This window comes from Streptomyces sp. NPDC001348 (assembly GCF_053597535.1).
Window position 1 is genome coordinate 1 of the sequence record NZ_JBSFIK010000061.1, and the last position, 24,828, is coordinate 24,828.

The 24,828-nt window shown below is 72.8% G+C and carries 20 protein-coding genes; 3 read left to right on the top strand and 17 right to left on the bottom strand.

The features are described from left to right. Window positions 1-96: 96 nt before the first annotated feature. The 9 genes from ACWC21_RS38560 to ACWC21_RS38600 all read right to left on the bottom strand — a co-directional run bounded on the left by ACWC21_RS38560 (window position 97) and on the right by ACWC21_RS38600 (window position 11,413). On the bottom strand, window positions 97-1,161 hold the full coding sequence (locus ACWC21_RS38560) for a pseudouridine synthase (RefSeq protein WP_450889068.1): 1,065 nt from the start codon (window positions 1,159-1,161) through the stop codon (window positions 97-99). Continuing rightward, entirely contained in the window at window positions 1,161-1,826 is a 666-nt protein-coding gene (scpB, locus tag ACWC21_RS38565; protein WP_450889070.1) for an SMC-Scp complex subunit ScpB, read from the bottom strand. The genes ACWC21_RS38560 and scpB overlap by 1 nt, the downstream gene beginning before the upstream one ends. Continuing rightward, complete coding sequence (locus ACWC21_RS38570) at window positions 1,823-3,136, bottom strand: segregation/condensation protein A (RefSeq protein WP_450889072.1); 1,314 nt, start codon at window positions 3,134-3,136, stop codon at window positions 1,823-1,825. Before ACWC21_RS38570 ends, scpB begins: the two co-directional genes overlap by 4 nt. Before the next feature lie 279 nt (window positions 3,137-3,415). Then, window positions 3,416-3,976 carry a hypothetical protein gene (locus ACWC21_RS38575; protein ID WP_450889073.1) on the bottom strand — a complete coding sequence of 187 codons (561 nt, stop codon included), beginning with the start codon at window positions 3,974-3,976 and terminating at the stop codon, window positions 3,416-3,418. Continuing rightward, window positions 3,961-5,097, bottom strand: a complete 1,137-nt coding sequence (locus ACWC21_RS38580) for a ParA family protein (RefSeq protein WP_450889075.1) — start codon at window positions 5,095-5,097, stop codon at window positions 3,961-3,963. Before ACWC21_RS38580 ends, ACWC21_RS38575 begins: the two co-directional genes overlap by 16 nt. Window positions 5,098-5,500: 403 nt before the next feature. Next, window positions 5,501-6,625 carry an alanine dehydrogenase gene (gene ald / locus ACWC21_RS38585; protein ID WP_450889077.1) on the bottom strand — a complete coding sequence of 375 codons (1,125 nt, stop codon included), beginning with the start codon at window positions 6,623-6,625 and terminating at the stop codon, window positions 5,501-5,503. A gap of 133 nt (window positions 6,626-6,758) precedes the next feature. Next, a complete protein-coding gene (locus ACWC21_RS38590) occupies window positions 6,759-8,825 on the bottom strand; it encodes a tetratricopeptide repeat protein (RefSeq protein ID WP_450889079.1) in 2,067 nt (688 codons plus the stop codon). A 209-nt stretch (window positions 8,826-9,034) separates the two neighbouring features. Then, window positions 9,035-9,661 carry an NUDIX domain-containing protein gene (locus ACWC21_RS38595; RefSeq protein WP_450889081.1) on the bottom strand — a complete coding sequence of 209 codons (627 nt, stop codon included), beginning with the start codon at window positions 9,659-9,661 and terminating at the stop codon, window positions 9,035-9,037. An 84-nt stretch (window positions 9,662-9,745) separates the two neighbouring features. Next, window positions 9,746-11,413 (bottom strand): CTP synthase, encoded by a 1,668-nt coding sequence (locus tag ACWC21_RS38600; protein ID WP_450889128.1) that lies wholly within the window; start codon window positions 11,411-11,413, stop codon window positions 9,746-9,748. A gap of 522 nt (window positions 11,414-11,935) precedes the next feature. On the opposite strand from ACWC21_RS38600, the gene ACWC21_RS38605 reads away from it, so the two are divergent. From ACWC21_RS38605 to ACWC21_RS38615, 3 genes are read left to right on the top strand one after another with little or no spacing between them, the layout of a single operon-like run. Continuing rightward, window positions 11,936-13,738: a glycoside hydrolase family 15 protein gene (locus ACWC21_RS38605; RefSeq protein ID WP_450889130.1), complete on the top strand. Its 1,803-nt coding sequence runs from the start codon at window positions 11,936-11,938 to the stop codon at window positions 13,736-13,738. Window positions 13,739-13,791: 53 nt separating this feature from the next. Next, on the top strand, window positions 13,792-15,129 hold the full coding sequence (locus ACWC21_RS38610) for an FAD-binding oxidoreductase (protein ID WP_450889083.1): 1,338 nt from the start codon (window positions 13,792-13,794) through the stop codon (window positions 15,127-15,129). Window positions 15,130-15,180: 51 nt separating this feature from the next. Next, complete coding sequence (locus ACWC21_RS38615; RefSeq protein ID WP_450889084.1) at window positions 15,181-16,860, top strand: PucR family transcriptional regulator; 1,680 nt, start codon at window positions 15,181-15,183, stop codon at window positions 16,858-16,860. Window positions 16,861-16,882: 22 nt separating this feature from the next. On the opposite strand, the gene ACWC21_RS38620 is transcribed toward ACWC21_RS38615, so the two are convergent. The 8 genes from ACWC21_RS38620 to ACWC21_RS38655 form a co-directional block, all read right to left on the bottom strand. Beyond that, the gene (locus tag ACWC21_RS38620; protein ID WP_450889086.1) at window positions 16,883-18,019 is read right to left on the bottom strand and encodes a glycosyltransferase family 4 protein; all 1,137 of its coding nucleotides are present in this window, start codon (window positions 18,017-18,019) and stop codon (window positions 16,883-16,885) included. Between the two features lie 270 nt (window positions 18,020-18,289). Then, window positions 18,290-19,240 (bottom strand): ACP S-malonyltransferase, encoded by a 951-nt coding sequence (locus ACWC21_RS38625; RefSeq protein WP_450889088.1) that lies wholly within the window; start codon window positions 19,238-19,240, stop codon window positions 18,290-18,292. Window positions 19,241-19,301: 61 nt separating this feature from the next. Continuing rightward, a complete protein-coding gene (locus ACWC21_RS38630; RefSeq protein WP_450889090.1) occupies window positions 19,302-20,210 on the bottom strand; it encodes a 4'-phosphopantetheinyl transferase family protein in 909 nt (302 codons plus the stop codon). 13 nt (window positions 20,211-20,223) lie between these two features. Further along, the gene (locus tag ACWC21_RS38635; RefSeq protein WP_450889092.1) at window positions 20,224-20,943 is read right to left on the bottom strand and encodes an alpha/beta hydrolase; all 720 of its coding nucleotides are present in this window, start codon (window positions 20,941-20,943) and stop codon (window positions 20,224-20,226) included. A 9-nt stretch (window positions 20,944-20,952) separates the two neighbouring features. Then, window positions 20,953-22,284, bottom strand: coding sequence for a beta-ketoacyl-[acyl-carrier-protein] synthase family protein (locus ACWC21_RS38640; RefSeq protein WP_450889093.1), 1,332 nt, complete (start codon window positions 22,282-22,284; stop codon window positions 20,953-20,955). Further along, on the bottom strand, window positions 22,281-23,537 hold the full coding sequence (locus ACWC21_RS38645; protein WP_450889095.1) for a beta-ketoacyl synthase N-terminal-like domain-containing protein: 1,257 nt from the start codon (window positions 23,535-23,537) through the stop codon (window positions 22,281-22,283). Before ACWC21_RS38645 ends, ACWC21_RS38640 begins: the two co-directional genes overlap by 4 nt. Continuing rightward, complete coding sequence (locus tag ACWC21_RS38650) at window positions 23,527-24,336, bottom strand: SDR family NAD(P)-dependent oxidoreductase (RefSeq protein ID WP_450889096.1); 810 nt, start codon at window positions 24,334-24,336, stop codon at window positions 23,527-23,529. Before ACWC21_RS38650 ends, ACWC21_RS38645 begins: the two co-directional genes overlap by 11 nt. After that, a complete protein-coding gene (locus ACWC21_RS38655; protein WP_450889098.1) occupies window positions 24,336-24,806 on the bottom strand; it encodes a hypothetical protein in 471 nt (156 codons plus the stop codon). The genes ACWC21_RS38650 and ACWC21_RS38655 overlap by 1 nt, the downstream gene beginning before the upstream one ends. Window positions 24,807-24,828 lie beyond the last annotated feature (22 nt).

Below are 24,828 nucleotides of genomic sequence, written 5' to 3' on the forward strand. Positions count from 1 at the left end.
CCACCCGAGTACATCCAGTACGCGGGTGATGCTCCGCCTTGCGAGGCACCGCACCGGACGCCGCGAGCTTCCCGGCAAACCTTTCCGGTCGCAGCTCTAGAGGTCGACCTCCTGCATCAGCATGCCGACCTCAGTGTTGGACAGGCGGCGCAGCCAGCCGGACTTCTGGTCGCCCAGGGTGATGGGGCCGAAGGCGGTGCGGACCAGCTTGTCGACGGGGAAGCCGGCCTCGGCGAGCATGCGGCGGACGATGTGCTTGCGGCCCTCGTGGAGGGTGACCTCGACGAGGTAGTTCTTGCCGGTCTGCTCCACGACGCGGAAGTGGTCAGCGCGGGCGTAGCCGTCCTCGAGCTGGATGCCGTCCTTGAGGCGCTTGCCGAGGTCGCGCGGGATCGGGCCGACGATGTGCGCGAGGTAGGTCTTCTTCACGCCGTACTTGGGGTGGGTCAGCCGGTGCGCCAGCTCGCCGTGGTTGGTGAGCAGGATGACGCCCTCGGTCTCCGTGTCCAGGCGGCCCACGTGGAACAGGCGCGTCTCACGGTTGGTGACGTAGTCGCCGAGGCACTGGCGGCCCTCCGGGTCCTCCATGGTGGAGACCACGCCCGCGGGCTTGTTCAGGGAGAAGAACTGGTACGACTGCGTCGCCACCGTCAGGCCGTCGACCTTGACCTCGTCCTTCTCCGGGTCGACCCGCTTGCCCTGCTCGGTGACGATCTCGCCGTTCACCTCGACGCGGGCCTGGTCGATCAGCTCCTCGCAGGCGCGCCGGGAGCCGTAGCCCGCGCGGGCGAGGACCTTCTGCAGTCGCTCGCCCTCCTGTTCGGCGCCCGGGAAGGTCTTGGGAAGCTTGACGTCCTTCTTGCCCGCGTACCGCTCGCGGTTGCGCTCCTCCACCCGCGTCTCGTACTCACGCGAGCGCGAGGGGGCCGTACGGCCGCCCTGCTGGGGCTTCTTCGGGCCGCCCTTGGCGCCACCGCGTGCGGCGCCGCCCCGTCCGGACTTGGGGCCGTCCTGGGTGGCGCCGGGACCCACGTCGTAGCGGCGCTCCTCGGGGCGTGGCTTGCGGGGCCGGCCCTGCCCCTGCCGCTCGTCCCTGTTGTTCCCGGCGCCGCGGTAGTTACCGCGCCCGCCACCGCTCTTGCCGCTGCCGCTGCTTCGCATCAGAATTCCGTCGTCGTCGTGTTCGTCGTTGGACCGTCGTCCGGGTCCGGGGCGTCCGGATCGAACGACGGCACGGCTTCCTGGGTCTCGGCCTCGATCGCCTCCGCCTCCGGGAGGAAGGGCGCGAGCTCCGGGAGCTCGTCCAGGCCACGCAGGCCCATCCGCTCCAGGAAGTAGTTCGTCGTCCTGTACAGGATCGCACCTGTTTCGGGTTCCGTGCCCGCCTCCTCGACCAGACCGCGCTGCAGGAGGGTGCGCATCACACCGTCGCAGTTCACTCCGCGCACGGCCGAGACCCGGCTGCGGCTGACCGGCTGGCGGTAGGCGACCACCGCCAGGGTCTCCAGTGCGGCCTGGGTGAGGCGGGCCTGCTGGCCGTCCAGGACGAAGCCCTCGACGGCGGGCGCGTACTCGGGGCGGGAGTAGAAGCGCCAGCCGCCCGCGATCAGGCGCAGCTCGAAGCCGCGGCCCTGCACGGTGTACTCGTCGGCCAGCTCCCGGAGCGCGTCCGCGATCTGCCGCCGGGGCCGCTGGAGTATCTTCGCCAGGTGTTCCTCGGTCGCGGGCTCGTCCACGACCATGAGGACGGCCTCCAGGGCGGGCTTGAGCTCCAGGTCGGCGACCGTGCGCAGGCCCGTGGGGAGGTCGGTGGTCTCCTCGCTCACGTCTTCTTCTCCTCCTCGGGCTCCTCCGGGGGCCGGTCGAACTCGTCCGTGACCATCGGGGCGGCGTCCTGGTCCCCGCCGGTCCAGCGCACGATCAGCTCGCCGAGTGCGGACTCCTGCTCCAGGGCGACGGCCTTCTCCCGGTACAGCTCCAGCAGCGCGAGGAAGCGGGCGACGACGGTGAGCGTGTCGTCGGTGTCCTCGACGAGCGTGCGGAAGCTGGCCTCGCCGAGCTCCTTGAGCCGTCCCACCACGATGCCGGCCTGCTCCTGCACGGAGACCAGCGGCGCGTGGATGTGGTCGACGTACACCTGGGGCTTCGGCCTCGGTTGCATGGCCTTGACGGCCAGCCTGGCGAAGCCTTCCGCGCCGATGCTGATGACGACCTCGGGGAGGAGTTCGGCGTGGTGGGGTTCGAGTCCCACGGTACGGGGGTAGCGCCGGGCCTCTTCCTCCAGCCGCTGGTTGAAGATGTCGGCGATCTGCTTGTACGCCCTGTACTGCAGCAGCCGCGCGAACAGCAGGTCTCTTGCCTCGAGCAGCGCCAGGTCGGCCTCGTCCTCGACCTCGGCGGCGGGCAGCAGCCGGGCCGCCTTCAGATCCAGCAGCGTGGCCGCCACGACCAGGAACTCCGTCGTCTGGTCCAGGTCCCAGTCCGGCCCCATCGCCCGGATGTGCGCCATGAACTCGTCGGTGACCTTGGAGAGGGCGACCTCGGTGACGTCCAGTTTGTGCTTCGAGATCAACTGCAGCAACAGGTCGAAAGGCCCCTCGAAGTTGGCCAGGCGAACCTTGAAGACGCCGTCCGCCGCCGGTTCGGCCCCGGCGGCGGACGCGGGTCCGGGCTGCGCCCCGACCGTGCCTCCGGAATCCGCTCCCGCCCCCGCGGGGAGCGTGGGCCCAGCATCCGCGTCACCTGCCGGAGCCACCAGTTCCGCGCACGGGCCCGCCTCAAGCTCCAACCCGGCATGCCGCGAACCCGCGACCGGCACCGACTCCGCACCGGCAGCCTTCGACTCCGCGGCCGCGCCACGCTCGGAACCCGACTCGGGCTCCGACCGGGACCCGCTGTCAGCGTCGCCTACCGGAACCGCCGGTTCCACGCCCGGGCCCGCCTCAAGCTCCAACCCGGCATGCCGCGAACCCGCGACCGGCACCGACTCCGCACCGGCTGTGTTCGGATCCGCGGGCGCGTCACGCTCGGGGCCCGCGTCAGGGCCCGGCTCGACGCGCGGAGCGCCCGGTCCGCGTCCGAGTGCACGCCTGCGGCCGGCGCGTGCGCCGGGGGCGGGGACGTCGTTCGAGGTCATGGCCGTCGCAGGCTATCGTTTCCGGCCCGCGGAGCCGACCACCACCCACCGGCAGCGCCGCGACCCGTGGAAGCCCGCATCACCACCGCGGCGCGACGCCCGCGTCCAAGGAGCAGTCTCCCCACGGGAGTCGGCCCAACGGCCCTCGCCGCCCAGGCGATCACCACACCGGGAACTCGTCCGGGCCACTCCGAAGCCTCCACGGCGGCCCGCCATGGCCACCCCGGTCCGGTTCTCCGGCGTTCGGCCCCGCGGCCCCGCGGCCCAGCGGAACGCGGCCTAGCGGCCCCGCAACCGCCGTACCAGGATGCTGGCCTCGCCCCGGGACTCGAGGTCGGCCAGCACCACGGCCACCGCCTCGCGGACGATGCGGCCGCGGTCCACCGCCAGCCCGTGCTCGCCGCGGAGCACCAGGCGGGCGTGCTCCAGGTCCATCAGCTCCTCGGCGGAGACGTACACCGTGATCTTCTCGTCGTGCCGTTCGCGCCCGCTGGGCCGCCGTGCCGCGGCGCGGCCCCGCTTGCGCGGCTGCGCGGCGGCGGCAGAACCTTCCTGCGCCGCCGACCGGGCGCGCGCGGAGCGTTCGCGGGACTCGCCGGCCTCGGCCGGTTCCGTCTCGACCGCCGCCACGTGCTCCGCACCGTCGCCGTCACCGCTCTGCACGGGGACGGCCTGCGGCGCGTCCTCCGCCGCGGCGGCCGGGTCGCTCTCCCCGGCGGGAGCCGGCACCCGGGCCTCGCCACCGCCCGCCTGGCGCCGGGGAGTGGAAGCCTGCAGCCCCATCCCCCCTGTCGTACGGAACAGTTCGTCGGCCCCGGGCAGACTCACTCGGCGTGACACCGGGCGAGCACCTCCCTGGCGAGCTGGCGGTAGGCGGCGGCACCGACGGAGTTGGAGGCGTACGTGGTGATCGGCTCACCGGCGACCGTGGTCTCCGGGAAGCGGACCGTGCGGCCGATGACCGTGTGGTAGACGTGGTCGTCGAACGCCTCGACCACACGGGCCAGCACCTCACGGCTGTGGACCGTGCGCGAGTCGTACATGGTGGCGAGGATCCCGTCGAGCTCCAGCTCCGGGTTGAGCCGTTCCTGGACCTTCTCGATGGTCTCGGTCAGCAGGGCGACACCGCGGAGGGCGAAGAACTCGCACTCCAGGGGGACGATCACCTTGTGCGCGGCCGTCAGCGCGTTGACGGTGAGCAGGCCGAGCGAGGGCTGACAGTCGATCACGATGTAGTCGTAGTCGGGCAGCAGCGGCTTCAGCGCCCGCTGCAGCGTCGACTCGCGCGCGACCTCGGAGACCAGCTGGACCTCGGCGGCGGACAGGTCGATGTTGCTGGGCAGCAGGTCCATGTTGGGGACCGCCGTCTTCAGGAGCACCTCGTCCGCGGACATGCCCCGCTCCATGAGCAGGTTGTAGACGGTGAGGTCGAGCTCCATCGGGTTGACGCCGAGACCGACCGACAGCGCGCCCTGTGGGTCGAAGTCGACGAGCAGCACCCGCCGGCCGTACTCCGCGAGCGCGGCGCCCAGGTTGATGGTCGACGTCGTCTTGCCGACGCCGCCCTTCTGGTTGCACATCGCGATGATCTTCGCGGGGCCGTGGTCGGTCAGCGGGCCCGGGATCGGGAAGTACGGCAGCGGGCGTCCGGTCGGGCCGACGCGCTCACGGCGCTGTCTGGCCGCGTCGGGCGCGAGCGTGGCCGCGTACTCCGGATCGGGCTCGTACTCGGCGTCGGGGTCGTAGAAGTGCCCCTCGGGCAGTTCGTCGTAGTCGGCGAAGTGGTTGCGGGGCGCGCCACTTCCGTCGCCGGCCATGGCGTTCACGTGATGGCCATCCATGCTCTGGTGTGCTGACAGAGCCGTGTTCGGGCTGCTCTGGCTCTGGTGGGCTGCGAAGGTTCGGACAGCGACGGAGCCGACAGCCTCGAGCCCCGTGGAGCCCTGGCCCCGCGCAGGCATTCCTGGTTGACCACCCCCGGGAGAAAATGTCGACTCATTCACAAGTCGTCTTACCTCCTTGGTGACCAGGAAACTTCTAGACAGGTCAGCGTGGCACCATGCCGACGGTTGGCGACTCTATGGCGTGTCGGCGGTCCGCAGCAACACAATCCGCCGGACCCGGCAGGATGTGTCGGCAATGAAACATCCCGCTGTCAAGGGCGTACGGCCGTCGCACGGCAGGTTTCACCGGTGTGCGAATCGGTCGAAGGGTTACGTTCGAGGCGAGTTGACCGCAAGCCACGTGACCATACACACATCCGGCCGGACCTCGTCGTTTTCAAGGTCCGGCCGGGTGTGCCGCGTTGACGACCACTGTTGACGTATCGCCTTTTGACGGTTGGCGACTTGGCGACCGGCCGGCTCAGCCGATCAGCGTCTCGAGGTCCACGTGCTCCAGGCCGTGCGCCTCGGCGACCTCCCGGTAGACGACCTTGCCCTCATGGGTGTTGAGGCCCTTGGCCAGCGCGGCGTCGCGGCGCAGCGCCTCCACCCAGCCCTTGTCCGCCAGTTCCACGATGTACGGCAGCGTGGCGTTGGTCAGCGCGTAGGTGGAGGTGTTGGGCACCGCGCCCGGCATGTTGGCGACGCAGTAGAAGACCGAGTTGTGGACCCGGAAGGTCGGCTCGGCGTGCGTGGTCGGACGGGAGTCCTCGAAGCAGCCGCCCTGGTCGATCGCGATGTCGACAAGGACACTTCCGGGCTTCATCCGGGACACCAGCTCGTTGGTGACCAGCTTCGGGGCCTTGGCGCCCGGGATGAGCACGGCACCGACGACGAGGTCGGCCTCGAGGCAGGCCTTCTCCAGCTCGAAGGCGTTGGAGACGACGGTCTGGATCTTCGTGCCGAAGATCTTGTCGGCTTCCTTGAGCTTGTTGATGTCCTTGTCGAGCAGGGTCACGTGGAAGCCCAGCCCGATGGCGATCTGCGCGGCGTTCCAGCCGGAGACACCGCCGCCGATGATGACGGCCTTGCCGGCCGGTACGCCCGGGACACCACCGGGCAGCACACCGCGGCCGCCGTTCGCGGCCATCAGGTGGTAGGCGCCGACCTGCGGGGCCAGCCGGCCCGCGACCTCGGACATCGGGGCGAGCAGCGGCAGTGCGCGGCTGGGCAGCTCGACGGTCTCGTAGGCGATCGCCGTGGTCCCGGACTCGAGCAGGGCGTCCGTGCACTCCTTGGACGCGGCCAGGTGCAGGTAGGTGAAGAGGATCTGGTCCTTGCGGAGGCGGTGGTACTCCTCGGCGATGGGTTCCTTGACCTTCAGCAGCAGGTCGGCGTCGGACCAGACCTCGTCGGCCGTCTCCAGGATCTGCGCGCCGGCCGCCACGTACTCCTCGTCCGGGATCGAGGAGCCGACACCGGCGTTCCGCTCCACGACGACCTGGTGGCCGTGGCGCACCAGCTCGTGCACGCCGGCGGGGGTGATGGCCACCCGGAACTCGTTGTTCTTGACCTCGCGGGGGATGCCGACCTTCACGTCGATCACGGTCCTTGGCTCAGAGGGTATGGGGTATTACCAGGCATACCCGGGCACACAGGGGCACACCGGGAGACACCGCAGGGGAACGCGGCAGAGCCAGTTTAATGAAGGCGTTCCGACTGTCTAGCCTTTCATTGCATCAATCTTCAGTCGAAGTACTGCGGATTTCGCAGGCGCTCGCGGCTGGTCCGGCTTGTTGCTCGTCATCCGGGCCGTCCTGTGCCCCCTCCCCCAGCATGCGCTCGGCCGCCGAACGGTGCAGTCGAGCGGCGGTCGGGTCGCCGAGGCGCTCCAGGGTGTCGGCGAGCCGCAGCTGGAGCGCGGCCTGCAGACGGGTGTCGTCGGCCCGCCGCGCCCACTCCACCGCCTCCTGGCAGGTGCGCAGCGACTCCGCGGGCCGTCCGGCGTACTCCTGGACCCGTGCCACTTCGCTCAACGCCCTTGCGTGGGCGGCGATGTCACCGTCCTTGCGGTGCACGGCGGCGGCCGCCCGCCAGTTCCTCAGCGCCTCCCCGTAGCGGCCCGCGTAGGTGTGGGCGCCCGCGATACGGCCGTACAGCCGGGCGGCGTCCGCGCGCTCCCCCCGGGCCAGGCGCTGGGCGAGCGCCCGGCCGAACCAGTCGGCGGCCCGGTCGTGGTCCCCGAGCTCCTGATGGGCACCTCCTACGGATTCCATCGCGCGCCCGGTCGCGTACGGGTCGTTCGCCTCCCGTCCGGCGTCCAGCGCGGCCCGGTAGCGGGCCAGCGCCTCCCGGGTACGGCCGGCCCGGGCGTCCACGTCGGCGAGGTTCAGCAGGGCGGCGGCCTTCTCCCGGGGCAGGTTCCGGCGCTCGGCCACGTCCAGGACCAGCCGGTGCACCTCGTACAGGTCGGGAGCGGCCGCCTGGGTGCCGAAGTGCGCCGCCATGGCCCGGACCAGCTGGGACATCAGGCGGCGGGCCAGCGTGTCCAGCTCGCCGTCGGCCACCGCGAGCCGGGCGGCGGCCAGCAGGGCGGGCCGGCGGGCGCGGAGCCAGTCCTCGGCCGCCCGGGGCGTGGGGAAGCGCACCTCGGACGGCATGCCCTGGAGCTTCTCGCGCAGCTCGGGGTGGTCCGTCTCGGTGATCGCCCGGCAGGACTGCAGCAGCCGCACGGTCCGCTCCAGCATCCGTGCCCGGGCCAGCTGGAGCTCACCCGGGCGGTCCTGGGTCTCGGCCAGCCCGCGCAGCAGGGGCTGGAGGCAGCCGGGCACCTCGTACTGCGGCACCGGGGAGGGCACCGCCCGCAGCAGCCCGAGGGCGACGAAGTCGTCCAGGGCGGTACCGGCGCCGCCGACCGAGCAGCCGGCCAGGGCCGAGGCGGTGTGCGGGTCGACCAGGCCGGCCGGGGCCAGGGAGAGCAGGCGCAGTATCCGGGCGGCCGGGCCGGGCAGCTGCTCGTAGACGAACCGGAAGACCCGGGACAGCGGGCTGCTGTCGTCCGCCTCGGCGTGCAGGCGCTTGGCCAGGTCGGAGACGGCCATCTTGGGGCGGGCGGCGAGCCAGCCGCCCGCCAGGGTGAGCGCGGCGGGCTGGGCCTGGCAGACCTCGACCAGGTTCTCGGCGGCCCGCGGGTCGACGGTGACGCGGACGGAGCCGGTGCAGCGGGTCAGCAGCTCCAGGGCCGACTTGGTGTCGAGACCGCCCAGGGTGCACGGGCGGACGTCCGCGATCCCGGTGAGCGGTCCGCCGGAGACGGCGACGACCAGGCAGTCCGGGGTGTCCGGCAGCAGCGCGTCGACCTGCTCGGCACCGGCCGCGTCGTCCAGCAGGAGCAGCGTGCTGCGCTCGGCCAGCGCGTCCCGCAGCGCCTCGGACAGCTCGTCCTCGCCAGCTCCGGGCGGGGAGGACGCGCCGAGGGCGGTGAGCAGCTCCCGGGCGGTGCGCTCGACGGGTACGGGGCTGCCGTCGGGCTCGCTGAGCCGGGCCCGCAGCACCCCGTCCCGGTAACGGTCGGCGACCCTCCGGACGAGCTCCTCGGCGAGCGCCGTACGGCCCGAGCCGGGGCGGCCGGCGATGAGCAGCACGCGCGCCCGGGGGGCCTTGCGGCCGGCCAGGGTGTCCAGGCCCGCGCGCTCGATGTCGGCGCGCAGCTCCTTCAACTCCCGTGTCCGGCCGAGGAAGTTCCCCCTGGCGGCCGAGTCGCCGGACAGCCGCACGCCGTCTGTGTCCACCGCCTGCTTCGCCACGGGCCACACTCCCGTCCCACACCGCACACCGGCGCCCACCGGGCGCGCCCCTTCGGCTCACTCGCGCAGAGCCTAGTTCACGCTCTGCGACGGTTCGGGAGGAGCGCGGCGGGGACGTCCCCCGATCGGATCAGGCGATCGTCACACCGGAAGGGCCCGCGAGTCGTTCAGGACGGTCGAGGAGTCGTTCAGAACGGTCGAGGGGTCGTTCAGGACTCGAAGGGACGCGCCGGCCACGGCGCCTCGGCCGGGCGCAGGGCGTCGAGCCCGTCGCCGCCGCGGGCGGCGACCAGGGACAGGACGCCGACGACGAGACAGTTGTTGTGCAGATCGCCGGCGAGCACCCCCCGGACGAGCTCGTCGACGGGCACGCGCGCGTGCTCCATGTCGGACTCCTCGTCCTCGACCTCGAAGCGCTCCCCCTCAGCCGCCGACAGGCCGCGGGCGAGGAAGATCCGCACGGACTCGTCGCAGCCGCCGGGGGTGGTGTACACGTCGGTCAGCACCCGCCAGTCCTCGGCCTTGACGTGGGCTTCCTCGTACAGCTCACGCTGGGCGGCGTGCAGCGGGTTCTCACCGGGCACGTCGAGCAGGCCGGCCGGGATCTCCCACAGCTTGTGCCGCACCGGGTGGCGGTACTGCTTGATGAGCAGCACACGGTCCTCGTCGTCCAGGGCGAGGACCGCGACGGAGCCGGGGTGGACCTGGTAGTCGCGGCGGACCACCGAGCCGTCGGGCATGACCACGTCGTCCGTGCGGACCGAGGTCTTGTTCCCGGTGAAGGGGGTCTCCGTCGCCCGGATCTCCCACTCCTCGGCGGTGTCCTTGATCGTCATGCCCTGTCCCTTCCACACCTGCGCGAGCGGCCGGGGCGCGATCGTTCTGAATGCCGGCGCCCCGGCCACCGTACAACTCTCGTGTTACTTCGAGATCTTCCGCTCCACGGCGGCCTTCACCAGCCCGGCGAACAGCGGGTGCGGGCGCGTCGGCCGCGAGCGCAGCTCCGGGTGCGCCTGTGTGGCGACCAGGTAGGGGTGGACGTCACGCGGGTACTCGACGTACTCGACGAGCTTGCCGTCCGGCGAGGTGCCCGAGAAGACGATGCCCGCCTTCTTCTCCAGCTCGGCGCGGTAGGAGTTGTTCACCTCGTAGCGGTGCCGGTGGCGCTCCTCCACGTACTCCTTGCCGTCGTACACCTCGCGCACGATCGAACCCTCGGCCAGCTTCGCCGGGTACATGCCGAGCCGCATGGTGCCGCCCATGTCGCCCTCGCCGGCGACGATGTCGAGCTGCTCGGCCATGGTGGAGATCACCGGGTGGGCGGTGGCCGGGTCGAACTCGGTGGAGTTGGCGTCGGAGATGTCGGCCAGGTTGCGCGCCGCCTCGATCACGATGCACTGCAGGCCCAGGCAGAGGCCGAGCAGCGGGATCCGGTTCTCGCGGGCGTAGCGGATGGCGCCGACCTTGCCGAGCACACCGCGGTCACCGAAGCCGCCGGGGATGCAGATGCCGTCGACGTCGGCGAGCTGCGCCTTGGCGCCGGCCGGGGTCTTGCAGTCGTCCGAGGTGACCCACTTGATCTTGACGCGGGCCTTGTTCGCGAAGCCGCCCGCGCGGAGCGCCTCGGTGACCGAGAGGTAGGCGTCGGGCAGGTCGATGTACTTGCCGACCAGGGCGAGGGTGATCTCGTGGTCGGGGTTGTGGACGCGGTCGAGCAGGTCGTCCCAGGTCGTCCAGTCCACGTCACGGAACGGCAGGTCCAGCTTGCGGACGACGTAGGCGTCCAGGCCCTCGCCGTGCACGGTCTTCGGGATGTCGTAGATCGAGCGGGCGTCCGGACACGCGACCACGGCCGCCTCGTCGACGTCGCACATCAGGGAGATCTTGCGCTTGATCGCGGTGGGGACCTCGCGGTCGCACCGCAGCACGATCGCGTCCGGCTGGATACCGATGTTCCTGAGCGCGGCCACGCTGTGCTGGGTCGGCTTGGTCTTCAGCTCGCCGGAGGGGCCGATGTAGGGCAGCAGCGAGATGTGCACCACGAAGACGTTGTCCCGGCCGACCTCGTGCCGGACCTGGCGTACGGTCTCCAGGAACGGCAGCGACTCGATGTCGCCGACCGTGCCGCCGACCTCGGTGATGACCACGTCCACCTCGTCCGTCGCCATGCGCCGGATCCGGTGCTTGATCTCGTTGGTGATGTGCGGGATGACCTGCACCGTGTCACCCAGGTACTCACCCCGCCGCTCCTTGGCGATGACGGTCGAGTACACCTGGCCTGTAGTGACGTTGGCGGAGCCGTCCAAGTCGCGGTCAAGGAAGCGCTCGTAGTGTCCGATGTCCAGGTCGGTTTCCGCGCCGTCGTTGGTGACGAACACCTCACCGTGCTGGAACGGGTTCATGGTGCCCGGGTCGACGTTGAGGTACGGGTCGAGCTTCTGCATCACGACGCGCAGGCCGCGGGCCTTGAGCAGCATGCCGAGGCTGGAGGCGGTGAGACCCTTGCCGAGAGAGGAGGCGACACCCCCGGTGACGAAGATGTGCTTGGTCGTCGTGGCTGAGCTGGATCGAAAAGCAGCGGGCGGCATGGCCAAGAGGGGGCTCCCGTGGTCGCGGTCTGTGTTGCGTTGCGGCAGCCGGCCCGGAGAGTCGGGGTGCTCTCCCGGAGGCGCCGTCGCTGCGGTTCGGGGGTTTCGTGCCCACCGGTCCACGGGCTACCAGGGTATCAGCGCCGCGGCGCGATGGCGTCCGGCCACCCTCCGCGTACGGGCCGACACGGATGCCCGGCGACCACGGGTTTCTCACCCATGGCTCACTCGTTCGGCTCACACGGGTTGCGGGGAGCGGCACGCAGATCATCTACGTGCGTCGTATCCTGCTCGGACACTCACTGCCGAGCAGGTCCGGAGAACACGGCACCACCCCCGCCCGTAGGCACCGGAACAACGAGAGCTCGTCAGTTCGTTGAGCAAAGACTGTCGTTTTGCCTCAGGGCTCGGCGGACTGCTTTGCTTCACCGCTCAACGACGCACAACAACGACCCCTTGACCGCATCAGCGACAGCCCCCATTTTGCCGGGGGGCGACGTGGCCGTTCGACTGGAGTTGCACGTGGCCGGGCGCATCGAAGACTACGCACTCATCGGAGACATGCAGACCGCTGCCCTGGTCTGCCGGGACGGGACAGTGGACTGGCTGTGCCTGCCCCGCTTCGACTCGCATGCCATCTTCGCCGGCCTGCTGGGCACCGAGGAGCACGGTTTCTGGCGGCTCGGTCCGGCCCACGCGGCCGACGCCCAGCCGCCCACGGCCGCCCGGCGCACCTACCGGGGCGACTCGCTGATCCTCGAGTCGGAGTGGGACACCCCGCGCGGCACGGTCCGCGTGACGGATTTCATGCCCCCGCGTGACGGGGCGCCGCAGCTCATCCGGATCGTCGAGGGCGTCACCGGACGGGTGCCGATGCGCTCGGCCCTGCGGATGCGGTTCTCCTACGGCCGGGTGGTGCCGTGGGTGCACAAGCACGAGGGGCGTACGGTCGCCGTCGCCGGACCCGACTCCGTCTGGTTCGACACGGAGGCGGAGACATACGGAAAGTCCCTGACGACGTACGCGGACTTCACGGTCGCCCCCGGTGACCGGATCGCGTTCACGATCTCCTGGGAGCCCTCGCACAAGGAACCCCCGGCCCTGCCGGAGCCGGAGCAGTCGCTGGCGGCGACGGAGGACTTCTGGCGCGAGTGGGTCGAGCACTGTACGTACCACGGTCCGTACCGCGAGGCGGTGATCCGTTCGCTGATCACGCTGAAGGCCCTGACCTACGCCCCGACCGGCGGCATCGTCGCCGCCCCCACGACCTCCCTGCCGGAGGACATCGGCGGCGTCCGCAACTGGGACTACCGCTACACCTGGCTGCGTGACGCGGCGATCACCCTGTCCTCCCTGCTGCGCACCGGATACCGGGAGGAGGCCCGCGCCTGGCGCGAGTGGCTGCTCCGGGCGGTCGCCGGCGACCCGGAGAACCTGCAGATCATGTACGGGCTCGCCGGGGAGCGGGAGCTGGGCGAGGCCGAGCTGGACTGGCTGCCCGGCTACGAGAACTCCGCCCCTGTCCGGGTCGGCAACGGCGCCGCGCACCAGCTCCAGCTGGACGTGTACGGCGAGGTCACCGAGGCCCTCCACCTGGCCCACATGACCGGCCTCGCCCGGCACGACTACGCGTCCCTGCTCCAGCTGAAGCTGATCCGCTACCTGGAGGACCACTGGGACGAGCCGGACGAGGGCATCTGGGAGGTGCGCGGCCCGCGCCGCCACTTCGTGCACTCCAAGGTCATGGCCTGGGTCGCGGTCGACCGCACCATCAAGCTCATCGAGTCCGGCGACGCCGACGGCCCGCTCGAGCGGTGGCGCGAGCTGCGCGACGACATCCACCGGGACGTGTGCGAGAAGGGGTACGACAAGGAGCGCAACACCTTCACGCAGTCCTACGGCTCCAAGGAGCTGGACGCCTCGCTGCTGCTCATCCCCCAGATGGGCTTCCTCCCGCCGGACGACAAGCGGGTCATCGGCACCATCGAGGCGATCCAGCGCGAGCTGTCCACGCCGGACGGCTTCATCCTGCGCTACCCGACCACGGGTGAGCACGAGGGAGTCGACGGCCTCCCCGGCGACGAGGGCGCCTTCCTGGCCTGCTCGTTCTGGATGGCCGACGACCTCGCGATGATCGGCCGGGTGGACGAGGCCCGCAAGCTGTTCGAGAAGCTGCTGTCCCTGCGCAACGACCTCGGCCTGCTCGCCGAGGAGTGGGACCCGCGCCGCAAGCGCCAGGTCGGCAACTTCCCGCAGGCCTTCAGCCACGTCCCGCTGATCGACACGGCCCTGCGGCTGACGGCTTCGGGCGCGTACGGCGGCTGAGCGCGCCGCGCCCGCCTAGGCTGGAAGCGGCACCCTTACGGAAGGGGGCTGCCATGGCTCCCCGTTCCAAGGCGGGCGCGGCGCTCGCCGCGCTGCGTGAGGATCTGACCGGCGACGTGTTCGCTCCCGGGGACCCGGGCTACGACGAGGCCCGCAGGGTCTTCGACGCGAGGGCCGAGAGACGTCCCGCGGCGATCGCGCAGTGCGCGCACGAGGCCGACGTGGTGCGGGCGGTGCGCTTCGCCCGGGACCTGGACCTGCACATCGCGGTGCGTGGCGGCGGGCACGGCCTCGCGGGATCGGCGCGGGTCGACGGCGCGCTCATGGTCGATCTGCGCCGGATGCACGAGGTGACCGTCGATCCGGCGGCCGAGGTGGTACGAGTCGAAGGCGGCGCCACGACGGGCCGCCTGGAGCGCACCACCCGGGCGTACGGCCTGGCCACGACCGTCGGCCGGGCGTCCGGTCTCGGCGTCGGTGGCTACGTGCTGGGCGGCGGCACCGGCTGGCTGGACCGTGCCTTCGGTCTCGCCGCCGACCACCTGATCGGCGTCGAGCTGGTCACGGCCGACGCCGAACGGGTCCACGCCAATCCGGACGAGAACCCGGAGCTGTTCTGGGCGCTGCACGGCGGCGGCGGCAACTTCGGCATCGCCACCGCGCTCACCCTGGAACTCCACGAGCTGCCGGAGTTCTCCGCCACACTGCTGCTGTACCCCCCGGAATCCGGCCGTGAGGTGGTCCGCACCTTCCGTGAGATCGTCCACGCCGGTCCCGACCGGGTGAGCGGCGCCGTGCTACGACTGGCCGCGGGCGGGCCGAGGTACGGCGCGCTGCTGACGTACGCGGGCGGGGAGGGGGACCTGCGCAAGCTCGCCGAGCCGCTGGTCGCCCTGCCGCACGAGGCCGAGCTCTCCGGCGCCGGGGCGCGGCACCTGCTGGACGTCCCCCCGGGGCTGCGCGCCCACTGGTCGGCGGAGTGTCTCACCGGTCTGCCCGACGCGCTGGTGGACGTCTTCTGTGCCCGCGCGGAGGCCCCGCCGGTGCCGCGCGGGTCCTGGCACATGCTCTTCCCGCTCGGCGGCGCGGTCGCCACGGGCCCCGCCCAGTACCCGGTCGCGTTCAGGGACTCGCCCTGGGTCGTGCACCCCTTCGCCCGCTGGGCCGACCCGGCCCTCGACGAGCGCGCCGTCGCCTGGGTGCGGGGCGCCGGCGCCGACGTCCGCCCCTGGAGCACTGGCGCGGTCTGCCTCAACCTCGTCGGCGACGAGGGCACCGAGCGCACCCGGGCGGGCGTGGGCGCCGGGAACCTGCTGCGGCTCGAGAAGGTGAAGCGGCGGTACGACCCCGACAACGTGTTCCGTGCCAACCACAACATCCGGCCGGTGTAGCGAGCGGACCGGAGGTGCCGCCAGGGCGTTCGCGCAGGTAGCGTCCGCTCCATGGACAGCGGTAAGGAGAGCGGACTCGCCACTCGGGACGCCGGGATCACCGTTCGGCGGGCCCTGGAGCTGCCCGGGCTGCGCAGCGGGCTGCCGGAGATCCTGGCGGGCGCCGACCGGCTGGGGCGCACCGTCCGCTGGGTGCACGCCGGCGAGGTGCCCAACATCGCCTCCCTGCTGAAGGGCGGCGAGCTGCTGCTCACCACCGGCTACGGCCTCGGCACCCGCCCGGCGGACCAGCGGGCGTTCGTCCGCACCCTCGCCGAACGCGGCATCGCCGCCCTGGTCGTGGAGCTGGGACCGCGATTCACCCGGCTGCCCGCCGCCCTGGTGGACACCGCCCGCAGCGCGGGGCTGCCGCTCGTGCAGTTGCACCGCGAGGTGCCCTTCGTCACCGTCACCGAGGAGATCCACACCGAGATCGTCAACGGCCACTACGCGCTGCTGCAGCGGGCCGAGGAGGTGCACCGCCGCTGTACCGAGGCCCTGCTCGGCGGTGGCGGGGTGCCGCAGGTGCTCGGCATCCTGGCCGACTTCAGCGGCAACCCGGTCTTCCTGGAGACGACGGACGGACGGCTGCTGTACGCCGCCGGGGCCGGGCCCGAGGGCGCTGATCCGCTGCAGGTGTGGGAGGGGCTGCGGGGCCCGCACAAGGACGCCCCGCCGCCGGCCGGCTCGGTCCTCGTGGACGTGCCCGGCGGCGGTCCGGGCCCGGGTTCGGTGCGGGCCCGGCTGGTTCTGCTGCCCGTGCGGGGCCCGCTCGCCCCGGTGCACCGCATTGCCGTCGAGCGGGCCGCGGGGATCCTCGCGGTGGTGCTGATGCAGGCCCGTCAGGAGGAGGAGCTGGCGGCGCGGGGGCGCGGCGACTTCCTCACCGACCTCGCCGAGGGCCGGATCAGCGCGGAGGACGCCCCGGCCCAGGCGCGTGTGCTGGGCTTCAAGCCGGGCGGCAGCCCGCTGCTGCCGGTGGTGATGCGGCTGGGCGACGCGCTCGCACCGGGAGGGGGCACCGCCCCCTCGGGCGGATTCGAGAGCGGGGGTGGCTGGGCCGTCCTGGCCCGTGCCGTCGCCGAGGAGCTGGCCTCGGTGGGGGTGCCGGTGCTGCTCGGTGTGCGGCCGGTCGAGGGCCGTGTGCCGCTGCTGGTGGGGCTGCGCGCGGAGGCGGAGCGGCCGGCGGTCGCGGACCGGGTCGCGGCGGCGCTGCGGGCCGGGGCGGAACGGGCGGGGATGCAGCGTCCCGGGGCGCAGCCGCCCGTGGTGGTGGTCGGGGTGGCGGGCGGCTGGGCGGCCGCGTCGGCGGGTCTGCGGCACGCGGCGGAAGCGGCGACGGCGGCGCGGGGTCTGACCGACCGGCCCTGGTACGACGCCCGCCGTCTCGACATCGACCTGCTGCTGTGGCGGCTGCGCGACCACCCGGACCTGGCGGCCTTCGTGGAGCGGGCCATCGGTCCGCTGCGCGACCACGACCGCCGGTCCAAGCCGCCGCTGCTGCCCACGCTGGAGACATACCTGGCCCATGCGGGCCGCAAGGCCGAGACCGCCCGCGAGCTGCACCTCAACCGCCAGACGCTGTACAACCGCCTCGCCCGGATCGGCGAGTTGCTGGGCACCGACCTCGAGGACCCGCAGACGGTACTGGCACTGAGCCTGGCCCTGCGGGCCCGCCGGCACGTGCCGTAGGGGGTGCCTTCGACGGCACGGCTCAGGGCAGCGGCCGGGGCTGGGTCAGCTCGTCGTAGACGCTGAGCACCTGGGCGACCGTCTCGTCCTCGGTGGGCCAGGTGGCCGCCTGGCGTGCGCCCCTCTCCTTCAGCTCCCGGCACCGCTCGGGGTCCTCGAGCAGCCCGGCGACCGCGCCCGCGAGTGCGTCCGCGTCTCCGTGGGGGACGAGTTCCGCGGCGTCGCCGACGAGGTCGGGGACACCGCCCACGGCGGTCGCGACGAGCGGCACGCGCGCGTGCAGGGCCTCCTGGGCGAGGACGGACCGGGACTCCCAGCTGCTGCAGATCAGCGCGACGTCGGCTGCGGCGAGCAGCTGGCGGACGTCGTCCCGGCGCCCGATGAGCCGGACCGGCAGTTCCTCGTCCTCGATGCGCCGCTGGAGCAGCGGGCGCAACGGCCCCTCCCCCGCGACGACCACCAGCGGCACGGGGTCGAGACGGCACCACTGGCGGGCCGCGTCCAGCAGGACGTCGTAGCCGCGCTGCCGGTCGAGGGAGCCGACCGCCATCAGCAACGGGCGGCCGGTGGCGCCGAGTTCGGCCCGCGCCTTGGGCCGCAGCCGGTCGGGGTCGTCGTGCTCCACGGCCGGGCGCGGCCCGGGCAGTGCGACGGCGGTGAGCCGGGCGTCCCGGGCTCCGGTGCGCCGCGCCCGGTCCACGAGGTCGGAGGTGGTGCCGAGCACCACGGTGGCCGTCCTCATCACCCGCCGCTCCAGCACCCGCAGCAGATGCGCCCGCGCGCCCTCCGCCTGGGCCCGGTTGTGCCAGGTGACGACGAGCGGGGTGCGCCGGCCGCTGAGCGCCATCACGGCGCGGAAGGAGGCGTGCAGCCCGTGCGCGTGCACCAGGTCGGCGTCCGCGCAGGCAGCGCGGAGCGTGGCCACCGCCACCGGATCGCTGCTGCGGGGCACGTGCACATGGTCGGCGCCGACCCCGGTGAAGTCGTAGGTGTGATCCGCCTCGGTGGGGGCGCACACCGTGACCCGCACGCCCCGCGCGACGAGTCCGGCGGCGAGGGAGCGCACGTGCGCGCTGCTGCCGGCGTTGCCTCCGCCCAGGACCTGCACGGTGCGCAGCGGCGACTGACCGTGCGGTGAGGTACGGCTGGCGGGGCTCACGTGGCCGGGGCTCCTGGTTCGGCGTCGGGCGGTCACGACGGGACGTGCGGAAGGTATCGGGCGGTGGGGTGGTACCGCGCACCTGCTGCACGTGCGGGGTTCCCTGCCAAGGATGCCAGCACGTACGGGTGTTCCGGGCATGCCGGGAGGCACCTACCGTGCCATGCACGGCCCCTGAGGCGGAGAACATCACCCACACGAGTGAAAAACCGCCCACCCGCACGAGTCTCACAGGGAATGCCCGCCGTCCGTGCCCTCGCCCCGGGCGGGTCAGGTAGGCCAGCCGGTGACCAGGGTGTCCAACTGGGCGGGGGTGGCGGCGGAGCGGGTTGGGACGTCCGGGGGCAGGAGGCGGCGGGCGAGGCCGGTCAGGGTGGTGCCGGGGCCCAGTTCCACGAGGGGGACACGACCGCCCGTCACGACCCGGAGGGTCCGCATGGAGTCGGACCAGCGCACCGGCATCAGGAGCTGGCGGCACATCGACTCGCGCCAGCGGTCCGGATGCTCGTGCTGGTGGGCGAGGCCGTCGACGTTGGTGATCACCGGGCAGTGCCCGTGGTGGAGGGGCGTGGCACGGACGGCGGCGGCGAGGCGGGGCCGGGCCGCCGCCATCAGCGGACTGTGGAAGGCCCCGCCGACGGGAATGCGGACCGCCCGCGCGCCGTCGCGCGTCGCCCGCTCGGTCAGCGCGGCGACGGCGCCGGGGCGGCCGGAGACCACGACCTGGTCCGGGCCGTTGTCGTTGGCCACCCAGACCTCGGCCCGCTCGGTCCTGCGCAGCCGGGCGGCGAGCAGTTCGGCGGCCCGTGCGACGGCCGGCCCGATCAGCACCGCCATCGTGCCGGGCTCCAGCCGTGCCGCGTCCGCCATGGCAGCCCCCCGTTCGGCGACCAGCCGGACCGCGTCCTCGGGCTCGATCACCCCGGCCGCGGTCAGGGCCGCGTACTCACCGAGGCTGTGCCCCGCGCACACGGCCGGACGCAGTGTGCCGAGCGCGTCCCGCAGCGCGTGGAGCAGCACCATTTCCAGGGTGAAGGTGGCGAGTTGCGCGTTGTCGGTGCGGGTGAGCCGCTCGGCGTCGGCCTTCAGCAGGAGGTAGCCGAGGTCCCACCCGCAGGCCTCGGAGAGGTCCTCGACGACCTGCCAGTGCGCGGTGTCCCGCCAGGGACCGCCCATGCCCGGGCGCTGTGCGCCCTGACCGGGGAAGAGCAGAGCCGGCACGGTGCCGGGCGGGGCGGAGGCGGACCGCGTGGAAGGCCCGGAGGCGCGCCGCGGGAACGGCTCAGCGGACGTCGCCGGTCGAGGTGAGGGCGGTGCGGGCGTCCCGGCAGGTGGGGTCGTCCCGGACAACGGGGGTGAAGCCGGCGCGGACGGCGGGGCGGGACTCGGCGCGGACGGCGGGGCGGGGCTCGGCGCGGACGGCGGGGCGGGGCTCGGCGCGGACGGTGGTGGTGAAGTCGGTGCAGGCAAGGTTCCAGTCCCTTCCTCGGACGGTGACGGCCCCGGTGAACCCCTGGCCCGGCCGGAGCCGCAGCAGCGTCCAGTCGCCAGGCAGGCCTCGGGGTGTGCCGGAGCCGTCGGGCACGACGAGGCGCCGTGCGGCCGACAGGGTCACACCGCGTCCGGTCGCCTTCAGGACGGCCTCCTTGGCGGTCCAGCGGCGCAGGAGTGCGGCACGCCGGCGCTCGGGCGGCAGGCGCAGATAGGCGCGCAACTCCTCGGGGGCCAGCATGGACACGGCCAGGTCGTCCAGGCCGGCCGCGTCGGCGGGGCCGGCCGACAGGTGCTCCAGGTCCACCCCGACGGGGGCGCCCCGGCACACGGCGAGCAGCGCCCGGTCGCGGCTGTGGCTCAGGTTGAACGACAGCCCGTCGCGCCCCTGGCCGGGCAGCCCCGGCTTGCCGTGGCGACCGTGTTCCAGGGTGACGCGGTCGGGGGAGATGCCCAGGTAGCCGGCCAGCAGCGTCCGCAGGGCCACCCGGGCGGCCACCCACCGGCGCCGGTCCTCCCGCAGGACCAACCGACCGGCACGGGCGGCCTCGTCCGCGCTGAGCACCCGCCCCGCCCGTGCGCGGACACGGTCGGCGTCGGGGCCGCTCAGCGGGACCCGCCAGACGTGCAGCACACCCGGCGGCAGCTGGGGCGGTACGGACCAGGCCCCACGGGACGGCCCGGGGGACGGCACCGGCATCGTCGGCACCCCCTCAGCTCACCCGTGCCGTGGGCCCCGGTCCCGTCAGCCGCGGTACCGGGGTGCCCAGTACCTCGGTGAGGAAGTCCGGCAGGGAGGCCCGTACGCCGGCGAACGGCTCGTGGCCGCCCGGGTAGCGCTGCCAGGTCACCGGGTGGCCCCAGGAGGCGAGCAGGTCCCGCAGACCGGCTCCGCTGCTTTCCGGCACGATCCAGTCACGGGCCCCGTGGCCGATCCACACGGGCAGCCGGCTGTTCGCGGGCGACGGCCCTCCCTCGGGGAGCAGCGCGGTCAGGTCGGGCGGCAGGAACGGCGCGTACAGAGCCGTTCCGGCAAGGGGCTCGGTGTGCCGCAGCGCCAGCGTCAGGGCGACCGTCGCTCCCTGCGAGAAGCCGGCGAGGACCGTCCGCGTGGAGCCCGTCCGACGGGTCTCCCTCCTGAGCAGCCCGGTGAGCCGGTGGTGCGCGGCCAGCAGACCCGGCACGTCGATGCGGTCCAGCGCGAACAGGTTCTGCGGGAACCAGCAGGGCACCGGCAGACCGGTCAGCAGGCTGGGTGCCTCGACGGGCGCGCGCGGGAACACCCCGCGCACGCCCGCCGCGGCGAGCGAGAACCGGTCGGCGACGGCCATCAGGTCGCCCGGTACCTGACCGACGCCGTGCAGCCACACGACGGTGGCACGGTGGGCGCCGACCGGTTCGATCTCCTCGTATTCCAGGTCGTCCGCGGTCATCGGCCACGCTCACCCGGGCAGCGGGGCCCGGCGCGGGGCCGCGGGGCGACGGAAGAGCATCGACGCGTACTGGCCGCCGAAGCCGAAGGAGTTCTTCAGGACGGCCCCGACCGGCCGCTCGACCGGGGTCAAGGAGGTGCGCACCGCACAGGCCGGATCGGGTTCCGTGCAGGTCGGCACGGGCGGTACGACCCCTCGGCACATGGTGAGCGCCGAGGCGACCGTCTCGACGACACCGGAGGCCGCCGAACCGTGCCCGGTCAGCGACTTCACCGCGCTGACGGGAAGTTCGGCCATCCGGTCGCCGAAGACCCGGTGCAGGGCGCGGGCCTCGGTGACGTCGTTGAGGCGGGTGGAGGTGCCGTGCGCGTTGATCGTCTCCACGTCGTCGGGCCGCGCGCCCGCCTCGGCGAGAGCGGTGCGCATGACGCGTTCGATCATCTCCACGCGGGGAGCGGTCATGTGGCTGGTGTCCACGGCCAGTCCCCAGCCGCCGACCACGGCGTACGTCTCGGTGACCCCGCGCTCCGCGGCATGCTCGGCGGTCTCCAGGACCAGCGCGCCGGCGGACTCGTTGATGACCATCCCGGTACGGCGCTTGTCGAAGGGCATGGAGGCCTGCGCCGGGTCGCCCTGCCACCGGGAGAGCGCCATGAGCTGGCCGTACTGGGACAGGACGTAGGGGGTGTTGCGGGAGACCGCGGCGGAGACGACCGCGTAGCGCGCGCGGCCGGACCGCAGCAGCCGGGCCGCCTCGGCTACGGCACGCAGCCCTCCGGAGCAGGTGGCCTCCAGACGGACCGGGAGTACGGCCGTGCCCAGGCGTTCGGCGATCTCCTTCGGGTAGGCGGACAGGTCGCGGGTCTCCAGCGTGAGGTCCTTGCCGCGCAGGTGGGCGAGGACGGCCGAGGGCTGGTTGCCGACGGTGTCGTAGCGTTCGGCCAGGTCCTCCATGTGTGTGACGTAGTCCTGCGGGTCGGAGCCGGTGGGGCCCGGCCACACCCTGGCGTACACCAGGGCGGCGGGGCCCGCGGCGGCGGGCCGGGCGTCGAGGCCGGCGTCGGCGAGGGCCTGTTCGACGGACGCGTGCATGAGCGTGTCGCCCCAGGAACGGCCGGGTGCGCCGTGGCCGGCGGCGACCTTCTCCCTGACGTCCTGGGGGATCAGCCCGGCCGTCCAGCCGCAGGGCAGTCCGGTGGTGTCCATCCGCTCCTCCCGGACGATCCCGGAGCGCCCCTCGAGGTTCGCCGACCAGAAGGTCTCCACGTCGCCCCCGATGGGGGTGACCACCCCCATGCCGGTGATGACGATGTCGTCGGTGCCGTGGCGTGAACCGGTCATGCCTGTGCCTCTCCGTGGTCTGTGGTGCGTCCCTCGGCCGTCGCGAGGATCAGCGCACCGGCCGCCGTCGCCGCCGCGCCCTGGTTGAGCGCGGTCAGCAGCACCGTCGCGGGCGTTGGGAGGGGCCGGGGCCCGCCGATGACCGGTTCGAGACCGCCGAGGCCGGGGTCGGGGCGGCCCAGCAGGCCCACCGGGGGCAGTTCCGCGCGGGTGAGGCTCTCCACGGCCAGCGCGGTGTCGATCAGCGCCGAGCACTCGAAGGCGTTGCCGATGGTGCCCTTGGAGCCGGTGACGGGCAGGCTGCCGACGCGCGGCAGCACGGTCTCGGCCTCGACGCGGTCCAGGCGGACCGAGCCGGCGCCGTGCGCCCACCACACGGTCGGCCGGGTGTCCGCGTCGGTGAGCACGGCGTCGACGGCGAGCCCCGCGGCCGTGGCGAGGTCCGCCGCGGCCAACACCTCGCAGCCGAGGAACCGGGCCAGCGCGGTGCCGGTCGCGACGTCGGCCCGCTCCAGCAGGACGGCGGCGGCGCCCTGCCCGGGCAGCGTGCCGGAGCGTTCGGCGTCGAAGGGCCCGGCGCCGGTCGTGGCGCGGGTGCCCAGCGGTTCGTCCTGGTCGAAGGCGGCCAGGCCGGTGACCGTCAGCGGCGCGCCGACGCCGACCACCAGCACCCGGTCGAGTTCGCCGGTCTCCAGCAGCCGCACGGCCAGCGCGAGGGCGCCCGTGCCACCGGCGGCGGCCTCGCCGTACGCCGCCACGTTGGAGCCGCGGAAGCCGCTCGCCATGGACACGAACTGGCCGAGCTGGGAGGGGATGCCACGGATGTAGGAGTAGTCGGGCACCTCGTCGTGGAGGAACTTGGCCAGCGGTCTGGTGTCGTGCCGGAACGCGGACGCGAGCTGCGGGATGACGTCGCTGAGTTCGTCGCCGCTGCTGGCGACGGCCATGATCGTGCCGCCGCGCACGTCTTCGGTCCCGCCGGAGATCCCGGCCTGCTCCAGGGCCTGGCGGGCGACGGCCACCGCCCACCGGGCCGACTGGTTGGCGTACTTGCCGGCGTTCGCCCAGGAGGAGCCCTCGGGCCAGCCGATCTCCGAGGTGTCCACGGCGGCGGTCGGCCACGGCAGGCCGGAAGGCCGGTCGAACAGGGGCTTGCCTGCCGCCATGGCCTGCCAGAGCCGGGCGGTGCCCGGGCCGGCCGCCGAGATCACGCCGGTGCCGGTGACGACGATGCCGGGACGCTCACTCGGCACGGCCGCCTCCTATGCCGCCCCACAGGCGGTATCCGCCGTCGACCGTGATGGTCTGCCCGGCGATCCAGGACGCCTCCTCCAGGCAGAGCAGGGCGACCACGTCGGCGCTGTTCTCCGGCGTCGTCATGCGCTCGCCCGGCCACGGGGAGACCGCGAGTTCCTTGGCGACGCCGTGTGCGAAGTCAGGGCGGACCTTGAACACACCGGTCTGGACGAGGCCGGGTCGCACGCAGTTGGCGACGATGCCGTACGGCGCCAGTTCGTACGAGAGGTAGTCGGTCAGCGCCTCCAGGCCGGCCTTGGCCGCCGCGAAGAGACCTGCGCGCGGGATGATCCGCGTGGTGGTGGAGTTGGTGATGGTGATGAAGCGGGCCCCGTCCCGCTCACGCATCAGCGGCAGCGCGTGCTTGGCGAGCAGCCAGGTGGCGCGGGAGTTGGTGTCCTGCACGAACTGCCAGTCGCCGAGGGAGGCGTCCTTGAGCCGGGTGAACTTGGTCGCGGCGGCGTTCTGGACGAGGATGTGCAGGTCGTTGTGGATCTCGCCGATCTCCGCGATGAGGTTCTCGATCTGGGCCGGGTCGCTGAGGTCCGCGCGGTGCAGCGTGACCTCCGTGCCCTGCTCGCCCAGTTCCGCGGCGAGTTCCTTGGCCGGACGCTCGCGGTCGACGTAGTTGATGGCCAGGGTGGCACCCCAGGCCGCGAGTTTGCGGGAGATGCCCTCGCCGATGCCGCGCGAGCCACCCGTCACCAGGGCCACCCGGCCCTTGAGCGGCTGGTACTGACCTTCGGTCACTGACATCACTGAACCCTTCCCGTCATGGCGGGCCGCTCGGCCTGCCGCAGCAGCACGACGCTCATGCGTCCGATGGCGTAGGTCCGGTCGTTCTCGTCGAAGACCCTGCGGGTGGTCTCGATCAGTCCGAGCCGGTCGTCGATCTCCATGGCCCGGTCGGTGCTCGTGGTGAACCAGAACGGCGTGTCGGGGTAGAGCGGGCGCACGAAGTCCCAGCTGAGCCTGCGCATCCCGACGATCGCGGCCGGAGAACCGTGCTGGACGACCCAGCCCGAGGTGATCGAGTGGATGAATCCGCCGGGGACGATCCGCTTCCTGCGGTCCGTGCCGTGGGCGAAGTCGTCGCTGTCGTGGACCGGGTGCTTCTCGCCCATCAGGTCGAGGAGCTGGTCGAGCAGCGCACTGCTGAAGACGACGGGCCCGAACCTGCGTACCGGCGCGGTCGCCAGGTCCTCCCAGTACTTCACGGCCCCCACGGCCGCACCCCCTTCTCCACGG

Excerpts from the sequence above, each read along its gene's own strand:
- ACWC21_RS38580 (WP_450889075.1), bottom strand. The coding sequence starts at position 5,097 with ATGCCTGCGCGGGGCCAGGGCTCCACGGGGCTCGAGGCTGTCGGCTCC.
- ACWC21_RS38635 (WP_450889092.1), bottom strand. The coding sequence starts at position 20,943 with ATGACCGCGGACGACCTGGAATACGAGGAGATCGAACCGGTCGGCGCC.
- ACWC21_RS38595 (WP_450889081.1), bottom strand. The coding sequence starts at position 9,661 with ATGACGATCAAGGACACCGCCGAGGAGTGGGAGATCCGGGCGACGGAG.
- ACWC21_RS38610 (WP_450889083.1), top strand. The coding sequence starts at position 13,792 with ATGGCTCCCCGTTCCAAGGCGGGCGCGGCGCTCGCCGCGCTGCGTGAG.
- ACWC21_RS38615 (WP_450889084.1), top strand. The coding sequence starts at position 15,181 with ATGGACAGCGGTAAGGAGAGCGGACTCGCCACTCGGGACGCCGGGATC.
- ACWC21_RS38570 (WP_450889072.1), bottom strand. The coding sequence starts at position 3,136 with ATGACCTCGAACGACGTCCCCGCCCCCGGCGCACGCGCCGGCCGCAGG.
- ACWC21_RS38600 (WP_450889128.1), bottom strand. The coding sequence starts at position 11,413 with ATGCCGCCCGCTGCTTTTCGATCCAGCTCAGCCACGACGACCAAGCAC.
- ACWC21_RS38560 (WP_450889068.1), bottom strand. The coding sequence starts at position 1,161 with ATGCGAAGCAGCGGCAGCGGCAAGAGCGGTGGCGGGCGCGGTAACTAC.
- ACWC21_RS38630 (WP_450889090.1), bottom strand. The coding sequence starts at position 20,210 with ATGCCGGTGCCGTCCCCCGGGCCGTCCCGTGGGGCCTGGTCCGTACCG.
- ACWC21_RS38650 (WP_450889096.1), bottom strand. The coding sequence starts at position 24,336 with ATGTCAGTGACCGAAGGTCAGTACCAGCCGCTCAAGGGCCGGGTGGCC.
- ACWC21_RS38640 (WP_450889093.1), bottom strand. The coding sequence starts at position 22,284 with ATGACCGGTTCACGCCACGGCACCGACGACATCGTCATCACCGGCATG.